This is a genomic window from Phaeovulum vinaykumarii (genome assembly GCF_900156695.1).
Classification (GTDB): Bacteria; Pseudomonadota; Alphaproteobacteria; order Rhodobacterales; family Rhodobacteraceae; genus Bieblia_A; species Bieblia_A vinaykumarii.
Genome location: NZ_FTOM01000002.1, coordinates 277363 through 302738, shown reverse-complemented (window position 1 = coordinate 302738; position 25376 = coordinate 277363). Strand labels below are relative to the sequence as shown.

At 69.4% G+C, this 25376-nt stretch carries 23 protein-coding genes; 15 read left to right on the top strand and 8 right to left on the bottom strand.

Features of this window, described 5'->3' with window-relative positions; translation table 11 throughout:
• Positions 1-52: 52 nt before the first annotated feature.
• Together BW949_RS05805 and BW949_RS05800 are read left to right on the top strand one after the other, a co-directional pair.
• Positions 53-838: a DUF6478 family protein gene (locus BW949_RS05805; protein WP_076364015.1), complete on the top strand. Its 786-nt coding sequence runs from the start codon at positions 53-55 to the stop codon at positions 836-838.
• Between the two features lie 13 nt (positions 839-851).
• Positions 852-1223, top strand: coding sequence for a hypothetical protein (locus BW949_RS05800; RefSeq protein ID WP_076364013.1), 372 nt, complete (start codon positions 852-854; stop codon positions 1221-1223).
• Between the two features lie 232 nt (positions 1224-1455).
• Here BW949_RS05800 and BW949_RS05795 read toward each other — a convergent pair whose 3' ends face one another.
• Positions 1456-3468, bottom strand: a complete 2013-nt coding sequence (locus tag BW949_RS05795) for an oxidoreductase (protein ID WP_076364011.1) — start codon at positions 3466-3468, stop codon at positions 1456-1458.
• 265 nt (positions 3469-3733) lie between these two features.
• On the bottom strand, positions 3734-5938 hold the full coding sequence (locus tag BW949_RS05790; RefSeq protein WP_076364009.1) for a primosomal protein N': 2205 nt from the start codon (positions 5936-5938) through the stop codon (positions 3734-3736).
• Positions 5939-6121: 183 nt separating this feature from the next.
• Here BW949_RS05790 and fsa point away from each other — a divergent pair, with 183 nt between their 5' ends.
• The 5 genes from fsa to BW949_RS05765 all read left to right on the top strand — a co-directional run bounded on the left by fsa (position 6122) and on the right by BW949_RS05765 (position 10416).
• On the top strand, positions 6122-6775 hold the full coding sequence (gene fsa / locus BW949_RS05785; protein ID WP_076364007.1) for a fructose-6-phosphate aldolase: 654 nt from the start codon (positions 6122-6124) through the stop codon (positions 6773-6775).
• Positions 6776-6928: 153 nt separating this feature from the next.
• Complete coding sequence (locus BW949_RS05780) at positions 6929-7630, top strand: DUF484 family protein (RefSeq protein WP_076364005.1); 702 nt, start codon at positions 6929-6931, stop codon at positions 7628-7630.
• A complete protein-coding gene (locus BW949_RS05775; RefSeq protein WP_076364821.1) occupies positions 7627-8583 on the top strand; it encodes a tyrosine recombinase XerC in 957 nt (318 codons plus the stop codon). The genes BW949_RS05780 and BW949_RS05775 overlap by 4 nt, the downstream gene beginning before the upstream one ends.
• Positions 8584-8766: 183 nt before the next feature.
• Positions 8767-9390 (top strand): EF-hand domain-containing protein, encoded by a 624-nt coding sequence (locus tag BW949_RS05770; protein WP_076364003.1) that lies wholly within the window; start codon positions 8767-8769, stop codon positions 9388-9390.
• Between the two features lie 315 nt (positions 9391-9705).
• Positions 9706-10416, top strand: a complete 711-nt coding sequence (locus tag BW949_RS05765) for a CDP-alcohol phosphatidyltransferase family protein (protein ID WP_179747532.1) — start codon at positions 9706-9708, stop codon at positions 10414-10416.
• Positions 10417-10692: 276 nt separating this feature from the next.
• Here BW949_RS05765 and ileS read toward each other — a convergent pair whose 3' ends face one another.
• Positions 10693-13578 carry an isoleucine--tRNA ligase gene (ileS, locus tag BW949_RS05760; protein ID WP_076364001.1) on the bottom strand — a complete coding sequence of 962 codons (2886 nt, stop codon included), beginning with the start codon at positions 13576-13578 and terminating at the stop codon, positions 10693-10695.
• Positions 13579-13879: 301 nt separating this feature from the next.
• Positions 13880-14014, bottom strand: a complete 135-nt coding sequence (locus BW949_RS17545; RefSeq protein ID WP_268875807.1) for a hypothetical protein — start codon at positions 14012-14014, stop codon at positions 13880-13882.
• 177 nt (positions 14015-14191) lie between these two features.
• Between BW949_RS17545 and BW949_RS05755 the strand changes: the two genes are divergently transcribed.
• Together BW949_RS05755 and BW949_RS17540 are read left to right on the top strand one after the other, a co-directional pair.
• A complete protein-coding gene (locus tag BW949_RS05755; protein WP_076363999.1) occupies positions 14192-14929 on the top strand; it encodes a GNAT family N-acetyltransferase in 738 nt (245 codons plus the stop codon).
• A 190-nt stretch (positions 14930-15119) separates the two neighbouring features.
• The gene (locus BW949_RS17540) at positions 15120-15254 is read left to right on the top strand and encodes a hypothetical protein (RefSeq protein ID WP_097176987.1); all 135 of its coding nucleotides are present in this window, start codon (positions 15120-15122) and stop codon (positions 15252-15254) included.
• Between the two features lie 277 nt (positions 15255-15531).
• On the opposite strand, the gene msrA is transcribed toward BW949_RS17540, so the two are convergent.
• The 3 genes from msrA to BW949_RS05740 all read right to left on the bottom strand — a co-directional run bounded on the left by msrA (position 15532) and on the right by BW949_RS05740 (position 18597).
• On the bottom strand, positions 15532-16167 hold the full coding sequence (gene msrA, locus BW949_RS05750; RefSeq protein ID WP_076363997.1) for a peptide-methionine (S)-S-oxide reductase MsrA: 636 nt from the start codon (positions 16165-16167) through the stop codon (positions 15532-15534).
• Positions 16168-16243: 76 nt separating this feature from the next.
• The gene (locus BW949_RS05745; protein WP_076363995.1) at positions 16244-17473 is read right to left on the bottom strand and encodes an MFS transporter; all 1230 of its coding nucleotides are present in this window, start codon (positions 17471-17473) and stop codon (positions 16244-16246) included.
• A gap of 197 nt (positions 17474-17670) precedes the next feature.
• A complete protein-coding gene (locus BW949_RS05740; RefSeq protein WP_076363993.1) occupies positions 17671-18597 on the bottom strand; it encodes a LysR family transcriptional regulator in 927 nt (308 codons plus the stop codon).
• Between the two features lie 125 nt (positions 18598-18722).
• Between BW949_RS05740 and BW949_RS05735 the strand changes: the two genes are divergently transcribed.
• From BW949_RS05735 to BW949_RS05710, 6 genes are all read left to right on the top strand, one after another.
• Positions 18723-20222, top strand: a complete 1500-nt coding sequence (locus BW949_RS05735; protein WP_076363991.1) for a CoA-acylating methylmalonate-semialdehyde dehydrogenase — start codon at positions 18723-18725, stop codon at positions 20220-20222.
• 96 nt (positions 20223-20318) lie between these two features.
• Complete coding sequence (locus tag BW949_RS05730; protein WP_076363989.1) at positions 20319-21464, top strand: acyl-CoA dehydrogenase family protein; 1146 nt, start codon at positions 20319-20321, stop codon at positions 21462-21464.
• Complete coding sequence (locus tag BW949_RS05725) at positions 21464-22498, top strand: enoyl-CoA hydratase/isomerase family protein (protein ID WP_076363987.1); 1035 nt, start codon at positions 21464-21466, stop codon at positions 22496-22498. Before BW949_RS05730 ends, BW949_RS05725 begins: the two co-directional genes overlap by 1 nt.
• 4 nt (positions 22499-22502) lie before the next feature.
• Positions 22503-23375 (top strand): 3-hydroxyisobutyrate dehydrogenase, encoded by an 873-nt coding sequence (gene mmsB, locus BW949_RS05720; protein WP_076363985.1) that lies wholly within the window; start codon positions 22503-22505, stop codon positions 23373-23375.
• Between the two features lie 94 nt (positions 23376-23469).
• Positions 23470-23688 carry a YgaP family membrane protein gene (locus tag BW949_RS05715; protein ID WP_076363983.1) on the top strand — a complete coding sequence of 73 codons (219 nt, stop codon included), beginning with the start codon at positions 23470-23472 and terminating at the stop codon, positions 23686-23688.
• A 137-nt stretch (positions 23689-23825) separates the two neighbouring features.
• Entirely contained in the window at positions 23826-24734 is a 909-nt protein-coding gene (locus BW949_RS05710; protein ID WP_235816212.1) for a DMT family transporter, read from the top strand.
• Positions 24735-24822: 88 nt separating this feature from the next.
• Here BW949_RS05710 and rplQ read toward each other — a convergent pair whose 3' ends face one another.
• The gene (gene rplQ, locus BW949_RS05705) at positions 24823-25242 is read right to left on the bottom strand and encodes a 50S ribosomal protein L17 (RefSeq protein WP_076363981.1); all 420 of its coding nucleotides are present in this window, start codon (positions 25240-25242) and stop codon (positions 24823-24825) included.
• Between the last annotated feature and the right edge of the window lie 134 nt (positions 25243-25376).

The following is a 25376-nucleotide window of genomic DNA, read 5'->3' as shown; positions in this document are numbered from 1 at the left end:
CGAAATCGTTTCCGCGTAAGCCTTTGACCAACCGAACGCCAAGAGCCGCCTGATGAAGAGCCGTCCCCCCTCGTTTCTCGATCGTCTCGCGCAGGATCGCGCGCAGCGCCGCTGGGCCCGCGCCGCGCAGGAAGCGCAGCGGATGCCGCTGTCGCTTCTGCGGCCCCTGCGCGACGAGGCCGCCGGCCTGCGCCTCGCGCTCGACCGGTTCCTGCACCTGGCCGAGGGGCGGCTGAACCGGCCCTTTGCCGGGGCGCACAGCACGAAGCTGCCACTGGGCACCGACTGGAGCTGGCGGCCCGAATTGTGGTCCGGCCCGGTCAGCCCGCCCGGCATCGCCGGGGCCGGGAACCGCGCCATGATCGGCCGCGAAGCCACCGTCTTCCACGACTGCCGCGAGAGCGAACTGACCCTGCGCCAGCTGCGCAACCACGAGGCCGGGGATCAGGCGGGCTATGGGCTGCGCATGGATGTGTTCCGCTTCGACGGGTCGTTCCTGTCGGTGGTGCTGGATCTGCCCGAACAGGCCGCGCGCGGGCTGCGCCGCAACCATGTGCTGCGCCTCGACATGCGGCTGGATCTGGAACGCCCGCTCGAGATCTTCGCCCGGCTGAACATCCGCCACGGCCCCAACACCGACCAGCTGGTGCGCGAGCTGCCGCTGGATGGCAAGGCCGGCGTTCACGAGGCCTGCGTCGAATTCGACCTGGCCTATTCCAAGATGAACGAGAAGCGGCTCGAGAAGGCCTGGATCGACCTGATCTTCGAGGGGCCGCAGATGAACCGGGTGACCTTGCGCGACATGATGCTGTCGCGGCACCCGCGCGCCGAACTCTGAAAGGGGGCAGGACATGGCCAGCCTGGAAATGTCGCGCATTCGCGCCGGGGTCTGGGAAGGTGTGGTGACAGCCGAGGGCAGCCAGCCGCCGCAGCTCGAGGTGGTGCATCTCGAACGCGTGCTGCCGGGGCTCGAGATCACCGCGACGGAAGACGGCCGCTGGCAACTGCGCCAGCCGATCCCGCCCGAGGTGCTGGGCGATGGCGTGCAGACGCTGGTTCTGCGCGCGGGCGATGCGGTTCTGGGCGATGTCGCCATCCTGGCCGGGCAGGCGCTGGACGAGGATCTGCGCGCCGAGATTGCGCTCCTGCGGGCCGAGCTTGACCTCCTCAAGGCCGCCTTCCGCCGCCATTGCGCCGAAACCGTCAAAGCCTCCTCCGACTGAACGCGCCGCCCAGATCTCGCCGACTGAACGCATCGCCCTTATCCGACACCGCGCGCGCCCACCGGCTGGCCCCCCGCGCGCCGTTGCCATCCGTGTGCCATCCTTGTGCCATCCGTGCGCGCGTGCCATCCGTGCGCGCGGGGCCCAAAGGGCCCCGGCAGGGCGCGCCCCCTCGATGGGGGCAAGCCCGGCTCCTCCCTCCCAAGCCCAAGGCAACCTGGCCAGACCCGGCCTAGAGGGTCAGCGCCAGCCGCACCGCCTCGTCGATGGCGCGCTTGGCATCAAGCGCGCTCGCATCGCGCGCGCCCCCCACCACATGCACCGCGCCACCCTCGGGCGGCGCCAGAGCCTCGGGCAGCGCAAGGCCCACCGGCTCCTGACCGGCGCAGATCACCACGGTCTCGGCCGGCACCGTCTCGACCGTCCCGTCGCGCTCGATCTCGACCCCTTGGGCCGTGATCCTGCGATAGCTGCACCCGCCCAGCATCTTCACCCCCCGCGCCGCCAGCGTGGCGCGATGGATCCAGCCCGTCGTCTTGCCCAAACCCCGGCCGGGCTTCTCGGGCTTGCGCTGCATCAGGGTGATCGCCCGCGGACTGGGGCGCGGGCGGGCCGGCGCCAGCCCGCCCGGCGTCTCGGCCGGATCGCCCACCCCCCATTCGGCGCAGAAGACCTCGGGCGTCACCGGGCCTTCGGGGTGGCTCAGGTATTCGGCCACGTCGAACCCCACGCCGCCCGCCCCCAGGATCGCCACCGTTCCCCCGACCGGCGCGCCCGCAAGCACCTGCGCATAATCGAGAACCGGCACCGCGCCGGGATCGGCGGGGATGTCGGGCCGGCGCGGCGCGGTGCCGGTGGCCACGATCACCGTATCAAATCCCGCCAGATCCGCGGCCCCGGCCTGAACGCCCAGCCGCAGATCGACCCCCGTGACCGCCAGCATATGCGACAGCCAATCCAGAAGCGGGCCGAATTCCTCCTTGCCGGGCACGGCGCGCGCCAGGTTGAGAAGCCCGCCCACCCGGTCCGTGCGCTCGAACAGCGTGACCGCATGGCCCCGCCCGGCCGCCGTGATCGCCGCCATCGCCCCCGCAGGCCCCGCCCCCACCACGGCAATGCGCTTGGGATGGGCGGCCGGTTCGGGGCGCAGCTCGTCTTCATGGGCGGCGGCGGGATTGACCAGACACGAGGCGATCCGCCCCGAGAAGGTATGGTCCAGACACGCCTGGTTGCAGGCGATGCAGGGCGCGATCTCGGCCTCGCGCCCCTGGCGCAGCTTGGCCACGAATTCGGGCTCGGCCAGAAGCGGGCGCGCCATCGAGATCAGATCCGCCTGCCCCGCGGCCAGGATCGCCTCGGCCACCGGCGCAGTGTTGATGCGGTTCGAGGCCACCACCGGCACCTCGACCGCGGCGCGCAGACGCCCCGTCAGCGGCGCAAACAGCCCCCGCGGCACCATGCCGGCGATGGTGGGAATGCGCGCCTCGTGCCAGCCGATGCCGGTGTTGAGCACCTGCGCCCCGGCCGCGACCAGCGCGCGGGCCAGCGTGACCACCTCGTCCCAGAGCGCGCCCTCGGGCACGAGGTCTATCAGCGACACCCGCGCCATGATCAGGAAATCGGGCCCGGTGGCGGCGCGCACGGCGGCCACGACCTCGCGTGCAAGGCGGATGCGGTTTTCCAGCGTCCCGCCCCAGTCGTCCTGGCGGTGATTGGTGCGCGCCGAGAAGAACTGGTTGAGAAGATAGCCCTCCGAGGCCATGACCTCGACCCCGTCATAGCCGGCCTCCTGGGCGCGGGCGGCGGCGGTGGCCATGTCGCGGATCTGCTTGTCGATCCCCGGCCCGTCGAGTTCGCGCGGTGCAAAGGGCGAGATCGGCGCGCGCAGCGGCGAGGGCCCCACGCAATCGGGGCCATAGGCATAGCGCCCGGCATGCAGGATCTGCATCAAAAGCCGCCCGCCCTCGCCGCGCACGGCGCGGGTCACGCGCTGGTGGTTGGCGATATCGGCCGCCGTGAAGAGCCCGGCCGCGCCGGGAAAGACGCCCCCCTCGCGGTTGGGCGCCATGCCGCCGGTGACCATCAGCCCCGCCCCGCCGCGGGCGCGGGCCGCGTAGAAGGCCGCGACGCGGTCGAAGTCGCCGGTTTCCTCGAGGCCGGTATGCATCGAGCCCATCATCACGCGGTTCTCCACGCGGAAGGGGCCAAGGTCGAGCGGGCTCAGCAGCAGCGGATAGGGTGTCATCGGGTTCTCTCCTCCGAGGGCGAGAATGCGCAAGCCCGCCCGCGGCTGTCACCGGCGACGCTGCGTCACGCCCAGCCCCAGCCGCGGGAGCGGGAGCGGGAGCGGGAGCGGGAGCGGGAGCGGGAGCGGGAGCGGGAGCGGGAGCGGGAGGAGCCGCGCTTGCCCCCATCGAGGGGGCGCGCGCGGCCGGGGCCTTGCGGCCCCGCACCCCAGCCTCCCGGACACGGCTCATGGATCACGGATCTCGGTCAGACGCGGGGCGCGGTCACAGGAAGCTCTGCGGGTCGATGTCCACGGCGAGCCGGATCGCGCCGGGCAGGCGCGCCTGCGCCAGCCACGCCCGCAGCGCCGGTTGCAGCGCCGCCCCGCGCGGCGCCTTGACCAGCATCCTGACCCGATGCCGGCCGCGAAGCCGGGCGATGGGCGCGGGCGCGGGTCCGAAGACCTGCGCGCCCACCGCGCGCAAGGGCCCGTCGCGGCGCGCCAGATCCGCGCCCAGATCGAAGAGCGGCTCGGGCGCGGGGCCCGACAGGATGATCCCCGCCAGCCGCCCGAAGGGGGGCATGCCGGCGGCGCGGCGGGCCTCGGCCTCGGCAGCCCAGAAGCCCTCGTCGTCATTGCCGAGGATGGCGCGGATCACCGGATGCTCGGGCTGGCAGGTCTGCATCAAGGCCTGGCCCGGACGCTCGGCCCGCCCGGCCCGGCCCGCGACCTGGCGCATCAGCTGGAAGGTGCGTTCGGCCGCGCGCAGATCCGAGCCCTGAAGCCCCAGATCGGCGTCGATCACCCCCACCAGCGTCAGCTTCGGGAAATTGTGCCCCTTGGCCACGATCTGCGTGCCGATGACGATATCGGCGCCGCCCTCGGCGATGGCGCCGATGGCCTCCTTCAGGGCGCGGGCCGAGCCGAAGAGATCCGAGGACAGCACGGACAGACGCGCCGCGGGGAACCGCGCGGCGACCTCCTCGGCCAGACGCTCGACGCCGGGGCCGACCGGGGCCAGCCGCCCCTCGACCCCGCAGGAAGGACAGGTGGTGGGGATGGGCTTCGTCTCGCCGCATTGATGGCAGACGAGACGGTTCAGGAACCGGTGCTCGACCATCCGCGCGTCGCAATGATCGCAGCCGATCTGATGCCCGCAGGCCCGGCAGATCGTCACCGGCGCATAGCCGCGGCGGTTGAGAAACAGCATCGCCTGTTCGCCCGCGGCCAGACGCTGATCGACCTCGGCGGCCAGCCGGGGCGAGATCCAGCGCCCCGGCTCCATCTTCTGCGCACGCAGGTCGATGACCCCCATCTGCGGCAGCTCGGACGCCCCGAAACGCGCCGCCAGATCCAGCCGGTGATACTTGCCCGCCTGCGCATTCACCCAGGTCTCGAGGCTGGGCGTCGCCGAGGCCAGCACCACCTGCGCCCCGGCCAGCGAGGCCCGCAGCACCGCCATGTCGCGGGCGTTGTAGATCACGCCCTCGTCCTGCTTGTAGGAGCCGTCGTGTTCCTCGTCGACGACGATCAGGCCCAGGTCGCGGAAGGGCAGGAACAGCGCCGAGCGCGCACCGACGACCAGCCCCACCTCGCCCAGCGCGGCCATCTTCCACAGCCGGCGCCGCTCGCCCTGGGGCACGCCGGAATGCCATTCGCCGGGACGCGCGCCGAAGCGGGCCTCGACCCGCGCCAGGAACTCGGCCGAAAGCGCGATCTCGGGCAGGAGAACCAGCGCCTGTTGCCCGCGCGCCAGACAGCGGGCGACCGCCTCGAGATAGACCTCGGTCTTGCCCGACCCCGTCACCCCCTTCAAGAGCGTCGCCCCGAAGCCCGAACCGATCCGCGCGCAGAGATCGGCCGCCGCCGCGGCCTGATCGGGGGCCAGATCCTTGCCCGAAAGCGCCGGATCAAGACGCGGATAGGGCAGATCGCGCGGGGCTTCGGCCTCGATCAGCGCGCCCTGATCGACCAGCCCCTTGAGGACACCGGGCGAGACGCCGGCCAGCCGCGCCAGCTCGCCCGGATGAAGCCCCGCGCCGCCGTGTTCGTCCAGCACGTCCAGCACGCGCGCCCGCGCCGGCGTCATGCGCACAGGCGTCACCCCACCCGGACGCAGGACACGCCGCGCGCCCGGCCCCTCGATCAGGCCCGGCGCGCGCGTGGCCAGCCGCAGCATCATCGGCAGCGGCGTCAGCGTGTACTCGGCCGCGCGTTCCAGAAAGGCGCGCAATTCGGCGCGCAGGGGCGGCAGGTCCAGCCGCGCCAGCGCCGCGCGCAGCCGATCGGGCGCCACCTGCCCCGTGCCCGGCCCCCAGACGACCCCCAGCACCTTGCGCGGACCGAGCGGCACGACCAGCAGATCGCCCGGCCCGCAGCCGGTCTCGGGCGCGCGGTAGTCGAGAACATGCCCGATCGGCTCGGCGGTCAGCACGGCGACGGGCGCGCCGGGGGCAAAGTCCGGCGCGGGCGCGGCAGGATAGCTCATCCTGCGCGCCCCCCCACGCCCGCGTCGCGCACGCAGCCATACACGAAGCCGCGCACACAAGGGCGCGACAGCCCCGCCGCACGGCCCCTTTCGGGTTCAATCCGGCGCCGCTTTGCGCTAATCGGGCGACAAGACGCCGCGCCACGGGGGCGGGCGCATCCGCAGCTTCCGGAAGGGCTGAGCATGAAATTCTTCGTCGATACCGCCGACACCGATGCCATCCGCGACCTGGCCGCGCTGGGCATGGTGGATGGCGTCACCACCAACCCGTCGCTGATCGCCAAGGCCGGACGCGACATTCTCGAGGTCACGCGCGAGATCTGCTCGATCGTCGAGGGGCCGGTCTCGGCCGAGGTCGTGGCCCTCGATCCCGAAGGCATGATCGCGCAGGGCCGCAAGCTGGCGGGCCTGGCCCCCAACATCGCGGTCAAGGTGCCGCTGACCTGGGCGGGGCTGACGGCCTGCCGCGTGCTGTCGGGCGAAGGGCACATGGTCAATGTCACGCTCTGCTTCTCGGCCGCGCAGGCCATCCTGGCGGCCAAGGCGGGGGCCACCTTCGTGTCGCCCTTCATCGGGCGGCTTGACGACATCAATCTCGACGGCATGGCGCTGATCCAGGACATCCGCGAGATCTATGACAATTACGACTTCAAGACCCAGATCCTTGCCGCCTCGGTGCGCTCGGTCAACCATGTGACCGAGGCCGCCCGGATCGGCGCCGACGTGGTGACCGCGCCGCCCAAGGTCATCCGCGACATGGTGGCCCATCCGCTGACCGACAAGGGTCTGGCACAGTTCATGGCCGACTGGAAGGCCACCGGCCAGTCGCTGGACTGAGCGGGGGCCGGCGAGGCGCACCGCCCCCACCCGTCTGCGGCCTGCGGGCAACGCCAGCGCCCCGACATGCCCGCCCCCCGCGAAGGGGGGCGATTTCCGTGCGCGACCATGCTAGAGGTTCGGAAAATGACCGAAGACGTCAGAGGCAAGAGCATGGCAGAAACCGCATTGGCGGGCGAGATGCGCGACCGCATCATCGCCGACCCGGAAGTGATTCTCTCCGACAGCGACCTGATGAAGGCCCTCGTGGCGGCGAACGAACGCGCGATGGGCACGAATATCGTCGATCTGCGCGGCGTCGCCATGGAGCGGCTGGAGGCGCGGCTCGAACGGCTCGAGGACACGCATCGCTCGGTGATCGCGGCCGCCTACGAGAACCTGTCGGGCACCAACCAGATCCACCGCGCCGTGCTGGAAATGCTGGAACCCGCTGATTTCGAAGGCTTCCTGAAGAACCTGACCACCGGTGTCGCCGAGATCCTGCGCGTCGATTCGATGCGGCTGGTGCTTGAAACCCTGCAATCCGAGGACGACCCCGCGCTGACCCGGCTGGGCGATGTGCTCTGCGTGGCCGAACCGGGTTTCGTGCACGAATACATGGGTGGCGGGCGCGGCCCGGCGCGGGACGTGGTGCTGCGCCAGGCGCTGCCGCAGGCCGAGGCGCTGCATGGCGAGCGCGTGGACTGGATCCGCTCCGAGGCGCTGATGCGGCTGGACCTCGGTCCCGGACGGCTGCCGGGGATGCTGGTGATGGGCTCGGAAGATCCGCATCAGTTCAAGCCCTCGCAGGGGACGGACCTGCTGGCCTTCTTCGCGGGCGTGTTCGAACGCGCCATGCGCCGGTGGCTGGACTGAACGCGCCCAAGGGCGGCGGGGCGTTCTCGCCCGCCGCCGCCGATGCGCTGGCGCGCTGGTGTGACGAGACGCGCGCGCTCGACGGTGCCTCGGGGCATACGATCACGGCCTATCGCGCGGATGTGGCGGCCTTTCTGGGCTTTCTCACGCAATATCACGCCGAGCCCGTGGGCATGGCGCGGCTGGCGGCGCTGAGCCCTGCCGACATGCGCGCCTTCCTGGCCGCCGAACACGGCCGCGGCCTGTCGCCGCGGTCGATGGCGCGCCGGCTCTCCGCGGTCAAGAGCTTCATCCGCTGGCTGGCCGACCGCGAGGGGTTCGATCCCACCCATGTCCTGTCGGCCCGTGCCCCACGGCACCGGCGCGGCCTACCCCGGCCGCTGTCGCCCGAGGCCGCGCGCGAGGTGATCGCGCAAGCCGGCGCGCTTTCGGACACGCCCTGGATCGCAGCGCGCGATACGGCGGTGGTGGTGCTGCTCTATGGCTGCGGGCTGCGGATCTCCGAGGCGCTGGGGCTGCGCCGCAACCAGGCGCCGCTGGGATCGGCGCTGCGCATCCTCGGCAAGGGCGGCAAGGAACGGCTGGTGCCGGTGCTGCCGGCGGCGCGGGCGGCGGTGGATCGCTACCTCGCGCTCTGCCCGATGGACCTGCCGGCCGACGGCGCGCTCTTTCGCGGCGCGCGCGGCGGGCCGCTCAATCCGCGCCAGATCGCGCGGGTGATGGAACAGGCGCGCGCGGGCCTCGGGCTGCCGGCCTCGGCCACGCCGCATGCGCTGCGCCATTCCTTTGCTACGCATCTGCTGGCCTCGGGGGGCGATCTGCGCGCGATCCAGGAATTGCTGGGGCATGCCTCGCTGTCCACGACCCAGGGCTATACGGCGGTGGATACGACGCGGCTGATGCAGGTCTACGAATCGGCCCATCCCCGCGCCCAGCTACCGGCGAAAGGCTGACGCAAGGGCAGCCGACGCCTGCCGTAACGGCCCCCCGCAGCTGCCCCTGCGTCACCCGCCAGACCGCAAAAAATGTATTGAATTTCGGGTGGTTGACCATGGGTCAGCCATGGGCACGCGCAAGGGTTCGTTCAACCCTCGAACGCAGGCTGAGGGCACGTTCCAATCCAGAAAGGACAAGCCATGAACGTCTCCTCTCTTGCCGGCATGACGGGCGTTTCCGCCTGGTCGCAGACCGGCGCAAGCTCTGCGAACACCTCTTCCACCGCGCAGGGCCTCTCCTCCGAAGAAACCGAAGCGCAACGCCCGCCGCCGCCCCCGCCGCCGCCCGAAGGCGGCATGGGGGGCATGGGGGGCATGGGGGGCTCGAACACCGGCGGGGCCGCGGCTGCGTCGCTCTTCGAGGCGCTGAGCAGCAACGATGACGCCGATGGCGATGGTCTGCTGTCGGCCGAAGAAATCGAGGCCAGCCCGGTTGCCGAATTGCTGTCGGGGCAGTTCGACAGCCTCGACACCGATGGCGACGGGCTGCTGAGCGAAACCGAGATCGACGCCGCCGAAAGCGCGGGACGGTCGGCCTCGGCCGAAGGGACGGACGGGGCGGAACGGCCCGACGGTCCGCCTCCGGGGGGAATGGGCCCGCCTCCGGGTCCGTCCCCCGGCGAGGAGAGCGACAGCGAAACGACGGCTTCGTCGCTGTATGAATCGCTGTTCGAGGCGATCAATGCCTCGGAGGGATCGGAAACCGTTTCCCTCGATAGCGACCTGGCCAGGCAATTCCTGGGCCTGCTGTCCGAAATCTCCTGAGCGCAGGCGCAGGGGCCCGCCCCTGCGCCCCCGCCCCCGGCGCGGGATCCTGATCCCTCGTGACGCGCCGGGGGCCTTCCATGCCCCGCACCGCGGCACCGGCCGCCCTCCCGGCCTCTGCACGCCCCCGCCCGAACCGGCCTCCGCGCCATTCCTGCGCCCCTTCGAGCTGGTCCAAATATCCCGGGGGTGAAGCCCGAAGGGCGAGGGGGCAGCGCCCCCTTCCTGCCTTCCCATCCTCCGCCCGGCCCGCCCGCGGCCTTCTGCCCCGCCGCCACCATTGCACCGGCGCGGCGAATCCGGCATGGAAGCAGGATGGATATCCGTCTCAAAGCCCTGTTTGTGCACCTGCTGACCGCCACCGGCGCCGTGCTGTCGATGCTGGCGATGCTCGCCGCAGTCCAGGAGGAATGGAGCCTGATGTTCCTGTGGCTGGTGGTGGCGCTGGTCGTCGACGGGATCGACGGCCCGCTGGCGCGGCGCTACGAGGTCACGCGCAACTGGCCCACCTATGACGGCGTGTTGATGGATCTCATCATCGATTACCTGACCTATGTCTTCATCCCGGCCTATGCGCTGTTCAAGTCAGGCTTGCTTCCGGGCTGGACCGGATGGATCGCCATCATCCTCATCGTCTATGGCAGCGTGATCTATTTCTCGGACACGCGGATGAAGACGCAGGATTGCTCCTTTGCCGGCTTCCCGGCCTGCTGGAACATGGTGGTGCTGGTGCTCTTTGCGCTGCATCCCAATTTCTGGGTGATGCTGGCGATCATCCTGGCGCTGACCGCGGCGATGTTCACCAATCTGAAATTCATCCACCCCGTGCGCACGGCGCGCTGGCGGGCGGTGTCACTGCCCGTGGCGCTGGCCTGGACCGGATTTGCCGGCTGGGCGGCCTGGGTCGATTTCCACCCCGAGAGTTGGGCGCATTGGGGTCTGGCGGCGACCTCGGTCTATCTGCTGGGCGCCGGGGTGGCCCAGCAGCTGATCCAGCCACGCGGCGGGGCCGGCGCGCAGGCCTGAGCAGGACCGCCTGAGCAGGACCGCAGCCGCGCGCACCTGAGCGCGGCGCGTGGATGAGCCCCGCATCCGGCGGATCTGAACGCCTGACTTGCGCCAGCCACCCCACCGGATAAGGGATGCGCGCGTCATGCGCAGAAGGGGGCGCTGCCCCCTCGCCCTTCGGGCTTCACCCCCGGGATATTTCAGCCAGCTCGAAAAAGGAAAAGGGCGGGCACCTGAGGCCCGCCCTTGCGTTGCACGGCCCGGCGTTGCCCGCCCGCACCTGCGTTGATCGTGTCAGCCCAGCACGTCGTTACAGCGCTTGCAGGTTCCTGGATGGGCATGGCTGCCGACATCGGGCAGGATCTTCCAGCAGCGGGCGCATTTCTCGCCCGAGGCGCGTTCGAAGACCACGCCGATGCCCGGCACCTCGGGGAGGCGGAAGGCCTCGGCCGGGGCGGGATCGGCGCTGAGCGACAGATCCGAGGTGATGCACAGATCCGCGAAATCCGCCGCCTGGAGCGCGCCGAGAAGCACGCTGTCCTCGACATGGACGACGGGCGCGGCCTCGAGGCTGGCGCCGATCTCCTTGGCGGTGCGGCGCAGCTCGAGGGCTGCGGTGACCACGCGGCGGGCGCGGCGGATGCCGTCCCATTTCGCCGCCAGTTCCGGGTTGCGCCAATCGGCCGGGGTCTTGGGGAAGTCCTGGAGGTGGACCGAGCCCGTTTCCGAGGGGAAGCGCGCCAGCCAGACGTCTTCCATGGTGAAGACGAGGATCGGCGCAAGCCAGGTCGTCAGCCGGTAGAACAGCAGGTCCAGCACCGTGCGCGCGGCGCGGCGGCGCAGGGCGTCGGGCGCGTCGCAATAGAGCGCGTCCTTGCGGATGTCGAAGTAGAAGGCCGAGAGGTCCACCGTGCAGAAGTTGAACAGCGCCTGGAACACGCCCTGGAAGTCGAAGGCACGGTAGCGGGCTTCCACCTCGGCGTCGAGCTCGGCCAGACGGTGCAGCACCCAGCGTTCCAGCTCGGGCATCTCTGCGGGGGCGACGCGTTCGTCTTCGGAGAAGTCCTTGAGCGCGCCCAGCATGAAGCGCAGCGTGTTGCGCAGCCGGCGGTAGCTGTCGGCGGTGCCCTTCAGGATCTTGGGTCCGATGCGCTGGTCGGCGGTATAGTCGGACTGCGCCACCCAGAGCCGCAGGATATCGGCGCCATATTCGGCGATCACCTCCTGGGGGGCCACGGTGTTGCCGACGGATTTGGACATCTTCATGCCCTTCTCGTCGAGCGTGAAGCCGTGGGTGACCACGTTGCGGTAGGGCGCACGCCCCTTGGTGCCGCAGGCCTGGAGAAGCGAGGAATGGAACCAGCCGCGGTGCTGGTCGGTGCCCTCGAGATAGACATCGGCGATGCCGTCGGGGGTGCCGTCGGCGCGGTCGCGCAGCACGAAGGCATGGGTCGAGCCGCTGTCGAACCACACGTCGAGCACGTCAAAGACCTGTTCATACTGGTCGGGATCGGCCAGCCCGTCCAGAACGCGGGCCTTGAAGTCGGCCTCGTACCAGACATCGGCGCCCTTTTCCTCGAAGGCTTTGATGATGCGGGCGTTCACCTCGGCGTTGCGCAGAAGGTAATCGGGGTCGGTCGGCTTGGCGCCCTTTTTGGTGAAGCAGGTCAGCGGCACACCCCAGGCGCGCTGGCGCGACAGCACCCAATCGGGACGCGCCGCGATCATCGAATGCAGGCGGTTCTTGCCCGTGGCGGGGGTGAAGCTGACCAGCTCCTCGATGGATTTCAACGCGCGGGTGCGGATGGTGTCGCCCAGATCGCCCTGGCCGTCCTCGAGACGGTGGTCGATGGCTGCGAACCATTGCGGCGTGTTGCGGAAGATCACCGGCGCCTTGGAGCGCCAGGAATGCGGGTAGGAATGCTTGAGCTTGCCCTTGGCCAGAAGCGCGCCGGCATAGGCCAGCTGCTTGATGTTCGAGACATTGGCCGGGCCTTCCTTGCCCTCGGGGGTGATGATCTGCTGACCGGCAAAGAGCGGCAGGTCGGCCCGATAGGCGCCGTCTTCCATGACGTTATAGGTCATCGGCAGGCCGAATTTCAGGCCCAGCTGATAGTCGTCGTCACCGTGGCTGGGCGCGGTATGGACAAAGCCCGTGCCGGCGTCATCGGTCACATGCTCGCCCGGCAGCATGGGCACGTCGTAATCCCATTCGCCGTTGCCCCCTTCGACCCCGGCATAGGGATGGCGCAGGATCACGCCCTCGAATTCGGCGGTGGCCACGTCGCGCAGGCGGGTAAAGCCCTCGACCCGCGCCGCGGTCATCACGCTTTGCGCCAGGGTATCGGCCAGGATCAGCGTCTCGCCCGGCTGCGCGCTGGAATTCTCGGCCGCGGTGTCGACGCGATAGAGGCCATAGGCGATGTCCGGGCCATAGGCGACGGCGCGGTTCTGCGGGATGGTCCAGGGCGTCGTGGTCCAGATCACCACCGAGGCGTCCTCAAGCCCCGCGACCGGGCGGAAGCGCACCCAGATCGTGTGGCTGGTGTGATCATGATATTCGACCTCGGCCTCGGCCAGCGCGGTCTTCTCGACCGGCGACCACATCACGGGTTTCGAGCCCTGATAGAGCGCGCCGTTCATCAACAGCTTCATGAATTCCGCCGCGATCACCGACTCGGCGTGGAAATCCATGGTCAGATAGGGGTCTTCCCAATTACCATAGACGCCCAGACGCTTGAATTCCGCGCGCTGGATGTCGACCCAGCCCTCGGCGAAGCGGCGGCATTCCTGGCGGAAGTCGATGACGGGAACCTGATCCTTGTCCTTGCCGGCGGCGCGGTATTGCTCCTCGATCTTCCATTCGATCGGCAGGCCGTGACAGTCCCAGCCGGGCACGTAGCGGCTGTCGTGCCCCAGCATCTGGTGGCTGCGCACGATGATGTCCTTGATCGTCTTGTTCAGCGCGTGGCCGATATGCAGATGCCCGTTGGCATAGGGCGGGCCGTCATGCAGCACGAAATCGGGGCGGCCCTCCTTCTCGCGCAGGCGGTCGTAGATGCCGATGCGCTCCCAGCGGGCCAGCCATTCGGGTTCGCGCGCCGGCAGCGCGGCACGCATGGGAAAGTCGGTTTCGGGCAGGAAGACGGTCTCACGATAGTCGGGCGTATCGGCGCACATCGGGTTTCTCGCAGCGGAAAGGGCAAGGAGGGGGCGCGACGCGCGCCCGCGGCTCGGCAAGGGGCATCCCGGCAACCCTGACGCGTCAGAGCGCCGGGCCGGTAATTCGGGAAACGGGGAGACAGAGCCGGGTCATGACCGCCTTATAGGAGCGCACCGGGAGGCGGGCAAGTGGGCGCAACCGCAGCAGGGGGACGTTGCGGGCAAGGAAGGGCCGGAACGACGAAAGGCCCCGCGCGGGGCGGGGCCTTCGGGGACAGCGACGGGCGCACGGCTCTGGCCGCGAGGACGGGCGCGCGGCTCAGCCGGCGAGAACGCGCGAGACGGTCGCCACGATCGACACGCCCAGGCTGAGGCCGCCCAGGCCGAACAGGACCGGATGCGCGGCTTGCGGCACCCATTCGGCCGCAGCGATCCGCAGGAAACTGTCTTTCATTCACTCTCTCCCTTCAGGTCGCGTCCCTCGGCCCGTGGCAGCGGGCCTTCCGGGCTCTGACGCTGGCGGGGGAATGGGGCGAAAATGGGAAAGGCGCGGGTCGCTTCGGGGGCATTTCCAACCGCCCCGCGGCGCGCTAGCCTGCGGCCTTGGGTGAACATGCGGAAGGGGGCGGCCATGGGCGACAGGACAGCAGGCGTCGAAACCCGTTTCGGGGCGCCGGTGCCGGGGTTCACGCCCCCGCCCCCGCCCGGTCCGGCGGTTCTCGAGGGGCGCCATGCGCGGCTGGAACGGCTGGACGCCGACCGCCATGGCGATGCGCTGTTCCGGGCCTTTTCGGCCGACGACAGGATCTGGGACTATCTTCCCTATGGTCCTTTCGGGTCCGAGGCGGGCTATCTGCGCTGGCTGCGCGAGATGGCCGCGCTGCCCGATCCCTGCTTCTACGCGATCCGCGACCTGGCCACGGCCGAGGCCGCGCAAGGGGTGCTGTCCTTCCTGCGCATCACGCCCGCGCATGGCGTGATCGAGCTGGGCCACATCGCATTGTCGCCGGCGCTGCAACGTTCGCGGGCCGCCACCGAGGCGATGGCGCTGGCGATGGGCTGGGCCTTCGGGGCGGGCTATCGGCGGTTCGAATGGAAATGCGATGCGCTGAACCTGCCGTCGCGGCGGGCGGCGGCGCGGCTGGGGCTGAGCTATGAGGGCACTTTCCGGCAGGCCGCCGTGGTCAAGGGGCGCAACCGCGACACCGCCTGGTTTGCCGCCACCGATGCCGATTGGCCGGGGATCGCGGCGGCGTTCGAGGCCTGGCTCGCACCCGAGAACTTTGACGCCGACGGTCGCCAACGCGAGCGGCTGTCGGATCTGACGCGGCTGGTGCGGGTGGCCGAAGACCCGCTTCTGGCCGGCTGAAATCGCGCTGCCGCGCAGCATCCTGTCAAGGAAAAGCCGCCTGATCCCTTTGCGCGTGCAGAAAATGCCCGATTTGCGCGCGACATCTTCGCCTCATTGTCCAAAAGATGGCATCAATGCGACAGTTTCATTTGCGATTTGTTAAGGTTTGACTATTACCCCTGTCTGACCATCTCGTGGAGGAACCGTGATGCTTCAGACTGTTGTTGTCGGCTCGATCTCGATCCAGGGTATCTTCGAAAAACGCGAAGACGATGGCCGGGTCATCGTGCGCGTGGACAATCGCCTCTATGCCGGCCGTCCGGTAGAGCGCCGCATCAACTGAAGGCCCCACCTGAAGGCCACACTGGGCGCCGCCAGACCGGCCCCTGCCAAGCCTTCGGGAGCATGGCGCAAAGACGCCAGTCTTCAGCACGCGTCTTCCTTCACCGGAGACACGCGGGGGCCGCAAGGCCCCTGTTTTTTTGCCTTCTTCCCTTTTTGCCCCCAGACGGCCCAGACCGCGCCTTTTCGCGCGCCCATGGCGGCCCCGCGCGTCCCCCGTGCCCGGCGCGGGCCGCGACGCAAGGCCGTGCCTGCCCTGAGGCCCCCCGCGCGCGGGATCACGACGCGCAGGCCACCCCGGTGCCGCGCAACCCGCAATAGCCACCCGGATGCTTGGCCAGATATTGCTGGTGCTCGTCCTCGGCGAAATAGAAGGGCGGCGCCGGACGGATCTCGGTCGTGACCGGCCCCAACCCCGCCGCGGCCAGACGCGCACCATAGGCCGCGGCGCTGGCGGCGGCCGCCTCGGCCTGGGCCGCGTCGTGGGTGTGGATGACCGACCGATATTGCGTGCCCGTATCGTTGCCCTGGCGCATGCCCTGGGTGGGGTCGTGCCCCTCCCAGAACAGCCGCAGCAGCCGGTCATAGCCGATCACCGCCGGGTCATGGACCAGCCGCACCACCTCGGCATGGCCGGTCCGGCCCGAGCAGACCTCGCGGTAGGTGGGGTTGGGGGTCGCGCCCCCGGCATAGCCCGCCGCCGTCAGCCACACGCCCGGCTGCGTCCAGAACAGACGTTCGACACCCCAGAAACAGCCCATCCCGAAGGTGGCCTGGGCCAGCCCCTCGGGCACCGGCGCATCGAGCGGGCGGCCGAAGACGACATGCGGATGCGGCAGGGGCATGGGCGTTTCGCGCCCCGGCAGGGCATCCTGGGGCGTGGGCAGGGTGGACATCTTGCGCAGACCGAACATGGCGGCACCTCCTCGTGCATCTGCCCGAGAGATAGGCGCCGCGGCCGGTCTGTCCAGCCGGGTCAGGCGCGCTGGGTCAGGCGAGCTGGGGGCGCGGGCGCGACAGGATCGTCTCATAGCCCGGCGCGGGGTCGCGCGGGATCAAAAGCGCCATCAGCAGCGACATCCCCGCCAGCCCGGCCGCGAAAGCAAAGACCGCCGCCGGCGAGACCAGCCACAGATAGCCCAGCGCCGCCGGCAGGAACACCGCCGCAATATGGTTGATGGTGAAGGCCACCGCCGAGGTGGGCGCGATATCGGCCGGATCGGCGATCTTCTGGAAATAGGTCTTGAGCGCGAAGGCCAGCGCAAAGAGCATGTGGTCGACGACATAGAGAAAGCCGGCCAACACCACGCCCCAGCCGAAGAGATAAAGCCCGCCATAGGCCGCGAAGACCGCGATCAGCCCGACATATTCGACCGCAAGCGCCCGCCGCTCGCCCCAGCGCGCCACGGCCCGGCCCAGCCAGGGCGCCACCAGCATGTTGGCGGCAAAGTTGATCATGAAGAGCGCGGTGATCGTCTCGACCCCCAGACCGAAGCGTTCGACCATCATGAAGGCGGCGAAGACGACGAAGATCTGGCGCCGCGCGCCCGAGAGGAATTGCAGCACGTAATAAAGCCAGTAGCGCCGGCGCAGCACGAAACGGCGGCTTTGCGCGGTGGGGGACTCGAAGCGCGGCCAGAGAAGCGCGGCCAGAACGGCGATGATCAGCGTGGTGCCGCCGGCGATCCCGTAGACCAGGCCATAGCTGAGATCGAAGGTGGTCCAGGTCAGCACCAGCAGGCCATAGGCCAGAAGCGAGGCGCCCGAGCCGATGGCGACGATCCGCCCGAGCGTCTCGGGGGCGCGCTCCTTGGGGGTCCATTGCAGCTGGAGCGACTGGTTCACCGTCTCGAAATAGTGAAAGCCGATCGAGGCGAGGAGCGTGGTGACCAGAAGCCCGCCGAAGCTGGGAAACAGGGCCGTGACCGCCGTGGCCGCGCCGAGGAGCGCCAGAGACAGGAGCGCCAGCGTCTGTTCGCGCATGACCCACAGCACCACGATCACGCCGATGGCGAGAAAGCCGGGGATCTCGCGGACGGAATGCAGCCAGCCGATCTCGCGGCCGGTGAACTGGGCGGCCTCGATGACGAAATTGTTGAGAAGCGCCGACCAGGTGGCAAAGGCGATGGGCTGGGCCGCCGCCATGACGAAAAGCAGCATCGCCGGGCGACGCCACGCGGGCAGGCCTTGCGCCTGATCAAGGGAAAGCGTGCGGGTCATGCGCTTGCCTAGGCGAAAGCCCGCCCCCGCGCAACGGGGCACGTCATGCAGCTTGCGCAAGGCTGCCGCGCGTTTTCTGCGGCCCTGCCGGGGCGAGAGAGCCGCGCCCGCCCCCATCGAGGGGGCGGGGCGCGGCGGGCGGACGGCGCCGCCCCGGCCCGGCCCCACGGGCACGCCTGCGGGGTCAGGGCGCGGGGTCAGGGCGCGGGAGAGGCGGTGTGTTCGCCGGCGAGAACCTCGGCCTCGAGGCGCGCCACCTCGCGGCGCACGCCCTGCGCCAGGGCCTCGGCCAGCCGCGTCAGCCGGTCCGAGCGGCGGTCATCGGCGTGGCGGATCAGCCAGAAGCTGCGCTTGAGCGACAGCCGGTCGGTCAGCACCCGGCGCACCCCCGGCGCGAAGGGCAGCGCGAAATCATGCACGATCGCCAGCCCCGCCCCCGCCCGCACCGCCATTAACTGCACCGGCACCGAATTCGAGCCCAGCCCCACCGTCTCGGCCCCGGTCTCGGCCAGGTAATCCAGTTCCTTGTCGAAGATCATGTCGGGGATATAGCCGATCATCCGGTGCCCGCGCAGATCCGCCAGCCCGCGGATCGGAGGGTGGCGCGCCAGGTAATCGGCATGCCCCGCCAGATGCAGGTGGTAGTCCGCCAGCCGCTGCACCACCAGCCGCCCCGCCGCAGGCGGCGAGACCCCGATGGCCATATCGGCCTCGCGCTTGGAGAGGTTGAAGACCCGCGGCAGCGCCACGATCTGGATCTCGAGACCGGGATGGGCATCCGAGAGCCGGGCGCAGACCTGCGGCAGCAGGAAATTGGCGCAGCCGTCGGGCGCACCGATGCGCAGCTGGCCCGACAATTCGCCCGCGGCCCCGCCCAGATCCTCGGTCGCGGCCTGCATCGCGCCCTCGGCGGCCTCGGCATGCGGCAGGAGCCGCGCGCCGGCATCGGTCAGCGCATAGCCCTGGACCGAGCGCAGGAACAATTCCGCCCCCAACGCCTGTTCCAGCCGGGCGATGCGCCGCCCCACGGTGGCCGCATCGCAGCGCAGCCGCCGCCCCGCACCCGACAGCGTTTCCGCCCGCGCCACCGCCAGAAACACCTTCAGATCGTCCCAGTCCTGCATGCGCGCGCCCTCGGGCCCCCTTTGCAAAAATGCAGCATACCTTTGCCAATCTTCCTGTTTGCGGCGCAATTCTGCAAGCCTATCCTGCGCCCGACCGTGGAAAGCGGACCACAGGGAGGACACCCATGAAAGAGATCGGACATTGGATCAACGGCAAGCTGGTGGCGGGCACGTCGGGCCGCTTTGCCGATGTCTTCAACCCCGCCACGGGCGAGGTGCAGGCGCGCGTGGCGCTGGCCTCGACCGCCGAGATGGACGCCGCGGTGGCCGATGCCGCCCGCGCCCAGATCGCCTGGGGCGCGACCAACCCGCAGCGGCGCGCGCGGGTGATGATGGAATTCGTGCGGCTCATCAACCGCGACATGGACAAGCTGGCCGAGGCGCTGTCGGCCGAACACGGCAAGACCTTCCCCGATGCCAAGGGCGACGTGCAGCGCGGGCTTGAGGTGATCGAGTTCTGCATCGGCGCCCCGCATCTGCTGAAGGGCGAATTCACCGATGCCGCCGGCCCCGGCATCGACATGTATTCGCTGCGCCAGCCGCTGGGCGTGGCCGCGGGCATCACGCCGTTCAACTTCCCCGCCATGATCCCGCTGTGGAAGATGGGCCCGGCGCTGTCGGCCGGTAACGCCTTCATCCTGAAACCCAGCGAACGCGACCCGTCGGTGCCGCTGATGCTGGCGGCGCTGCTCCAGGAAGCGGGGCTGCCCGACGGCGTGCTTCAGGTCATCAACGGCGACAAGGAATCGGTCGACGCCATCCTTGACAACCCGACCATCCAGGCGGTGGGCTTCGTCGGCTCGACCCCGATCGCGGAATACATCTACAGCCGCGGCTGCGCCAACGGCAAGCGCGTGCAATGCTTCGGCGGCGCCAAGAACCACATGATCATCATGCCCGATGCCGACCTCGACCAGGCGGCCGACGCGCTGGTGGGTGCGGGCTATGGCGCGGCGGGCGAACGCTGCATGGCGATCTCGGTCGCGGTGCCGGTGGGCAAGGCCACGGCCGATGCGCTGATCGAGAAGCTGGTGCCGCGCATCGAGAAGCTGAAGGTCGGCCCCTGGACCGCCGGCAACGATGTCGATTACGGCCCGCTGGTGACGGGTGCCGCGCTCGAGCGCGTCAAGGGTCTCATCACCTCGGGGGTCGAACAGGGCGCCACGCTGGTCATGGACGGGCGCAACTTCCAGCTTCAGGGCTATGAGAACGGCTTCTTCGTGGGCCCGACGCTGTTTGACAACGTGACCCGCGACATGGAGATCTACAAGCAGGAGATCTTCGGCCCGGTGCTGTCGTGCATGCGCGCCGACAGCTACGAGGAGGCGCTGTCCTACGCCATGGACCACGAATACGGCAACGGCACCGCGATCTTCACCCGCGACGGCGACACCGCGCGCGATTTCGCGCACCGGATCAACATCGGGATGGTGGGGATCAACGTGCCGATCCCGGTGCCGCTGGCCTATCACACCTTCGGCGGCTGGAAGAAATCGGGCTTCGGCGACCTGAACCAGCACGGCCCCGATGCCTTCCGCTTCTACACCCGGACCAAGACGGTCACCTCGCGCTGGCCGTCGGGCATCAAGGAAGGCTCGGCCTTCAACTTCAAGCCGATGGACTGACCGCAGATCGCCCGGCCCCGCACGGAGGATGCGCGGGCCGGGACCATCGCCGGGGGGCCCCGTCCCCCGGCCATCCGCTTTCAGGGGGAGGGACAGATGGATTTCGCACTGAGCGAGGAACAACAGGCCATCTTCGACATGGCCCATGCCTTCGGGCAGGAACATATCGCGCCGCATGCCCGCGCCTGGGAAGAGGCGGGCGACATCCCGAAGGATCTGTGGCCGCGCGTGGCCGAGCTGGGCCTGGGCGGGATCTATGTCTCCGAGGACTTCGGCGGCTCGGGGCTGTCGCGGCTGGATGCGACGCTGGTCTTCGAGGCGCTGGCAATGTCCTGTCCGGCGGTGGGCTCGTTCCTGTCGATCCACAACATGTGCGGCGGCATGATCGACAAGTTCGGCAGCCCCGAGACCCGCGCGCGCTGGCTGCCGGCGCTGTGCACGATGGAAAAGGTGTTTTCCTATTGCCTGACCGAGCCGGGATCGGGTTCGGATGCGGCGGCGCTGCGCACCCGCGCCGAACGCCAGGGCGATGACTACGTCCTGAACGGCACCAAGGCCTTCATCTCGGGGGGCGGCTATTCGGATGTCTATGTCGTCATGGCGCGCACCGGCGCGGACGGGCCGAAGGGCATCTCGACGCTGATCGTGGAAGACGGGGCGGCGGGGCTGTCCTTCGGCGGGCTGGAAGACAAGATGGGCTGGCGCGCCCAGCCCACGCGCCAGGTGCAATTCGACGATTGCCGGGTGCCGGCGGAGAACCTGCTGGGCGAGGAAGGCCGCGGCTTTGCCTATGCGATGGCGGGGCTGGACGGCGGGCGGCTCAACATCGCGGCCAGCGCTTTGGGCGGCGCCCAGGCGGCGCTCGATGCCACGCTGGCCTACATGGGCGAGCGCAAGGCCTTCGGCCGCAGCCTCGATCAGTTCCAGGCGCTGCAATTCCGCCTGGCCGAGATGGAAACCCGCCTGCAAGCCGCGCGCATCTTCCTGCGTCAGGCGGCATGGAAGCTGGACCAGGGCGCGCCCGACGCCACCAAGTTCTGCGCCATGGCCAAGCTCAACGTGACCGATGCCGCCTTCGACGTGGCCAACGGCTGCCTGCAACTGCACGGCGGCTATGGCTATCTGGCCGATTACGGCATCGAGAAGCTGGTGCGGGATCTGCGCGTGCACCAGATCCTTGAGGGCACCAACGAGATCATGCGGATGATCGTGGCCCGCACCCTTCTGGCGGAGCGCGGCTGATGGAGGATCTGCATATCCGCAAGGACGGCCGCGCCGGCCGCATCACCTTCACCCGCGAGACCGCGCTCAACGCGCTGTCGCATGCGATGGCGCTGGCGCTCGAAGACGCGCTTGACGCCTGGCGCGACGACCCGCAGGTGGCGCTGGTCGTGATCGACGCGCAGGGCCCGCGCGCCTTCTGCGCCGGCGGTGACATCGCCGCGGTCTATCACGCGGGCATCGCGGGCGATTTCGCGGTGGGCCGCGACTTCTGGCGCGACGAATACCGCATGAACGCCAAGATCGCCGAATATCCCAAACCCATCGTCGCCTTCATGCAGGGCTTCATCATGGGCGGCGGTGTCGGCGTGGGCGGGCATGCTTCACATCCGGTCGTGGGCGACACCAGCATCGTGGCCATGCCCGAAAGCGGGATCGGCCTGATCCCCGACGTGGGCGGCACCTGGATCCTGGGCCGCGCACCGGGGCGCCTGGGCGAATATCTGGGCATCACCGGCGCGCGCATGGGGCCGGGCGACGCGATCCACGCGGGCTTTGCGCGCCATTACCTGCCCGAGGCCGAATGGCCCGCCGCCATTGCCGCGCTGGTCGAGACGGGCGACCCCGCCCGCCTGCCCGAACGCCCCGCGCCCGCATCGCCGATGGCCGCCGCCGCGGCCGAGATCGACGCGGCCTTCTCGGCGCCCGATCTTGCCGGGATCATCGCGCGCCTTCAGGCCACGGGCAGCGATCTGGCCCAGGGTGCGCTCAAGGCGATCGGGCGCAATTCGGCCCTGTCGATGGCCGCAACGCTGCACCTCGTGCGCAGCGCCCGCGCCGCCCCCGATATCCGCGCCGCGCTGACGCAGGAATTCCGCTTCACCTGGCGGGCCTGCGAGAAGGGCGACTTCCTTGAAGGGGTGCGCGCGCAGATCATCGACAAGGATCGCAATCCGAAATGGAAATTCGCCGATATCGAGGCGCTGGACCCGGGCCTTCTGGAGGAGATGCTGGCCCCCCTGCCCCCCGAAGCGGCCATCTGGGAGGAGGAGTGACACCATGAAGATCGGATTCATCGGACTGGGCAACATGGGCGGGCCGATGGCCGCCAATCTGGTCGCGGCGGGCCATTCCGTCACCGGCTTTGACCTGGCCGCCCCCATGCCCGAGGGCGTGGTGCGCGCCGCTTCGGCCGCCGAAGCTGCGCGCGAGGCCGAGGTGGTCATCACCATGCTGCCGAACGGCCAGATCCTGCGCGCCGTCGCCGCCGAGATCATCCCCGCCATGTCCGCGGGCGCGGTGCTGTGCGATTGCTCGACCGCCGATGTGGAAAACACCCGCGCCGTGGCCGCCGAGGCCGAGGCCGCCGGGCTGATGGCGCTGGATGCGCCGGTTTCGGGCGGCACCGGCGGCGCCAGCGCCGGCACGCTGACCTTCATGGTCGGCGGCGCCGAGGCCGCCTATTCCAAGGTGCTGCCGCTCTTCGACATCATGGGCCGCAAGGCGGTGCATTGCGGCGACTCGGGCGCGGGCCAGGCCGCCAAGACCTGCAACAACATGATCCTGGGCGCGACCATGATCGTGACCTGCGAGGCCTTCGCCCTGGCCGAGCGGCTGGGGCTGGCGGCCGACAAGCTCTATGACGTGGCCTCGACCTCGTCGGGCAATTCCTGGACGATGAGCGCCTATACCCCGGTGCCGGGCGTCGGCGCGCAAAGCCCTGCCGACAACGACTATACCCCCGGTTTCGCGGCCGAACTGATGCTCAAGGATCTGCGTCTGGCGCTGGAGGCGGCCCGCTCCACCGACACCGACACCGCGATGGGCACGCTGGCGGCCACGCTCTATGCCCGTTTCGTCGAGGAAGAAGACGGCCGCGGGCGCGACTTTTCCGCGATGTTGCCGCGTCTTCGGGCAAAGGGGCGCGACTGAATGACCCAGCACCCCCCGACTTTGGGTTGGATCATGGAAGGCGAGCAAAAAACATATATATTCTCTCCATCGAATATCACCCGAGGGGGATGACATGGACTTCAAAGACTTCAAGATCGAAAAGAACGTGGGCGGTCTGGACAAGACGCTGCGCATCGTGATCGGCCTCGCCCTGCTGTTCGGCGCGATCATCGACAATGACGCGAAATATGTCTGGCTCTACTTCCTGGGCATCATCCCGCTGGCGACCGGTCTTGTCGGCTATTGCGGGCTCTACAAGTTCCTCGGCATCAACACCTGCCCGAAGCAGTAAGCCCGATCCCATCCTTTTCAGGATCGCGCGTCCCTTCGGGGGCGCGCTTTTTTATGGGCCCCGCGGCGCGCGCGGCGGCCATCACGCCGGGGGCCGCAATGTCGCTTTCACCACCGCCACCGCACAAACGCCAGGGCGTGATCCTGTCTCTGGTCTGTCTGGGCATCCTTTCGGTGATGCCGATCATATCGAACAGCCGCCCCGCGGGGTTCGATGCGCTGAGCTTTGCCGCGCTGCTGTCGATCTGGCAGACGGTGCTGGCGCTGCCGCTGGTGCTGGCCGAATGGCACCGGGGCACGCGCGGGATCTTCTCCCCCACCCTGCCCGCGCCCGAACGCCGCCGCATGGGCGCGGTGACGGTGGCGACGGGGCTCATGTTCGGGCTGGCGACCTATCTCTATGTCCTCAGCGTCGAGAAGGCCGGCGCCACCACCGCGGCCATCGCCATCGAATCCTATCCGCTCTTTGCGATCCTGTGGGAAAGCCTGTTCCTGGGCCGGCGCAAGACGCGGGCCGAGCTGGCGCTGACCGGGGTGCTGCTGGCCACGATGTATTACCTGGGCACCGGGGGGACGGGGCGGCTGGAGGGCGTGTCGGTGTGGTTCCTGCTGGCGCTGGCGGTGCCCTTCCTGTGGAGCATCGCGCATGTGATCATCAAGGAAGAGCTGGGCCGCAGCCCGATCACGCCCGCACAGGTGACGCTGTTTCGCGTGGCGATATCGGCGGTGGCACTGGGGGGCGTGGCGGCGCTCATCGACCCCCAGGCCCTCTGGCAGGCGCTGAGCCGGCCCGAATTCCAGGCCTTCGGCTTCCTGATGGGGCTTTGCTATTACCTCGAGCTTCTGGTGTGGTTCCACGCGCTGCGCCATGTCGACGTGTCGGTGGCCTCGTCGATCACCATGCCCTGGCCCGCCTTCACCATGGTGCTGGCCGCGCTGGTGCTGGGTGATGTGATCGCGCCCTATCAGATCGGCAGCTTCGCGGTCGCGCTGGTGTGCATCTACGGGCTGACGCTTCTGGACCTGCGCAAGGGTCACCCCGCCTGAACGTCCCCCGCGGCACAACGAAATACCCCCGGAGCTTGGCGGCTCCGGGGGCGGATTGTCGTGCCGTGCACGCGCGCGCGCGAGGGTCTTATTCCTCGGCGGCCTCGATCTCGGCCTCGCGGGCCTTGTCGGCGGCACCCTTGGCGTCCAGGTCGCGCTCGACGAATTCGATGATCGCCATCGGCGCCATGTCACCATAGCGGAAGCCGGCCTTCAGGACGCGGATATAGCCGCCCTGACGGTCCTTGAAGCGCGGGCCCAGAACCTCGAACAGCTTGGCAACGTGCTTGTCCTGCTTGAGCTGCGCGGCCGCCTGACGGCGCGCATGCAGGTCGCCACGCTTGGCCAGCGTGATCAGCTTTTCCACGATCGGGCGCAGTTCCTTGGCCTTGGGCAGAGTGGTCTTGATCTGCTCGTGCTCGATCAGCGAGCCGGCCATGTTGGCGAACATCGCCTTGCGGTGTTCGTGGGTGCGGTTGAGACGGCGGTAGCCGCGGGCGTGACGCATCTTTTCTCTCCATATCTGCGTTTTGCTTTGTCAGGCGGCCGATGCGTGTCGACCGCTCAGTTGGGGCGGATGCCCAAGATTTCCCCGGCAGGTCCGGGCATTGGCGGGGGCACGGGCTGCGCGCCCCCGAAAGG

Bases quoted from the DNA above. Each gene is read 5' to 3' on its own strand.
- BW949_RS05805 (WP_076364015.1), top strand. From the start codon at position 53: ATGAAGAGCCGTCCCCCCTCGTTTCTCGATCGTCTCGCGCAGGATCGC.
- BW949_RS05800 (WP_076364013.1), top strand. From the start codon at position 852: ATGGCCAGCCTGGAAATGTCGCGCATTCGCGCCGGGGTCTGGGAAGGT.
- BW949_RS05795 (WP_076364011.1), bottom strand. From the start codon at position 3,468: ATGACACCCTATCCGCTGCTGCTGAGCCCGCTCGACCTTGGCCCCTTC.
- BW949_RS05790 (WP_076364009.1), bottom strand. From the start codon at position 5,938: ATGAGCTATCCTGCCGCGCCCGCGCCGGACTTTGCCCCCGGCGCGCCC.
- fsa (WP_076364007.1), top strand. From the start codon at position 6,122: ATGAAATTCTTCGTCGATACCGCCGACACCGATGCCATCCGCGACCTG.
- BW949_RS05780 (WP_076364005.1), top strand. From the start codon at position 6,929: ATGGCAGAAACCGCATTGGCGGGCGAGATGCGCGACCGCATCATCGCC.
- BW949_RS05770 (WP_076364003.1), top strand. From the start codon at position 8,767: ATGAACGTCTCCTCTCTTGCCGGCATGACGGGCGTTTCCGCCTGGTCG.
- BW949_RS05765 (WP_179747532.1), top strand. From the start codon at position 9,706: ATGGATATCCGTCTCAAAGCCCTGTTTGTGCACCTGCTGACCGCCACC.
- ileS (WP_076364001.1), bottom strand. From the start codon at position 13,578: ATGTGCGCCGATACGCCCGACTATCGTGAGACCGTCTTCCTGCCCGAA.
- BW949_RS17545 (WP_268875807.1), bottom strand. From the start codon at position 14,014: ATGAAAGACAGTTTCCTGCGGATCGCTGCGGCCGAATGGGTGCCGCAA.
- BW949_RS05755 (WP_076363999.1), top strand. From the start codon at position 14,192: ATGGGCGACAGGACAGCAGGCGTCGAAACCCGTTTCGGGGCGCCGGTG.
- BW949_RS17540 (WP_097176987.1), top strand. From the start codon at position 15,120: ATGCTTCAGACTGTTGTTGTCGGCTCGATCTCGATCCAGGGTATCTTC.
- msrA (WP_076363997.1), bottom strand. From the start codon at position 16,167: ATGTTCGGTCTGCGCAAGATGTCCACCCTGCCCACGCCCCAGGATGCC.
- BW949_RS05745 (WP_076363995.1), bottom strand. From the start codon at position 17,473: ATGACCCGCACGCTTTCCCTTGATCAGGCGCAAGGCCTGCCCGCGTGG.
- BW949_RS05740 (WP_076363993.1), bottom strand. From the start codon at position 18,597: ATGCAGGACTGGGACGATCTGAAGGTGTTTCTGGCGGTGGCGCGGGCG.
- BW949_RS05735 (WP_076363991.1), top strand. From the start codon at position 18,723: ATGAAAGAGATCGGACATTGGATCAACGGCAAGCTGGTGGCGGGCACG.
- BW949_RS05730 (WP_076363989.1), top strand. From the start codon at position 20,319: ATGGATTTCGCACTGAGCGAGGAACAACAGGCCATCTTCGACATGGCC.
- BW949_RS05725 (WP_076363987.1), top strand. From the start codon at position 21,464: ATGGAGGATCTGCATATCCGCAAGGACGGCCGCGCCGGCCGCATCACC.
- mmsB (WP_076363985.1), top strand. From the start codon at position 22,503: ATGAAGATCGGATTCATCGGACTGGGCAACATGGGCGGGCCGATGGCC.
- BW949_RS05715 (WP_076363983.1), top strand. From the start codon at position 23,470: ATGGACTTCAAAGACTTCAAGATCGAAAAGAACGTGGGCGGTCTGGAC.
- rplQ (WP_076363981.1), bottom strand. From the start codon at position 25,242: ATGCGTCACGCCCGCGGCTACCGCCGTCTCAACCGCACCCACGAACAC.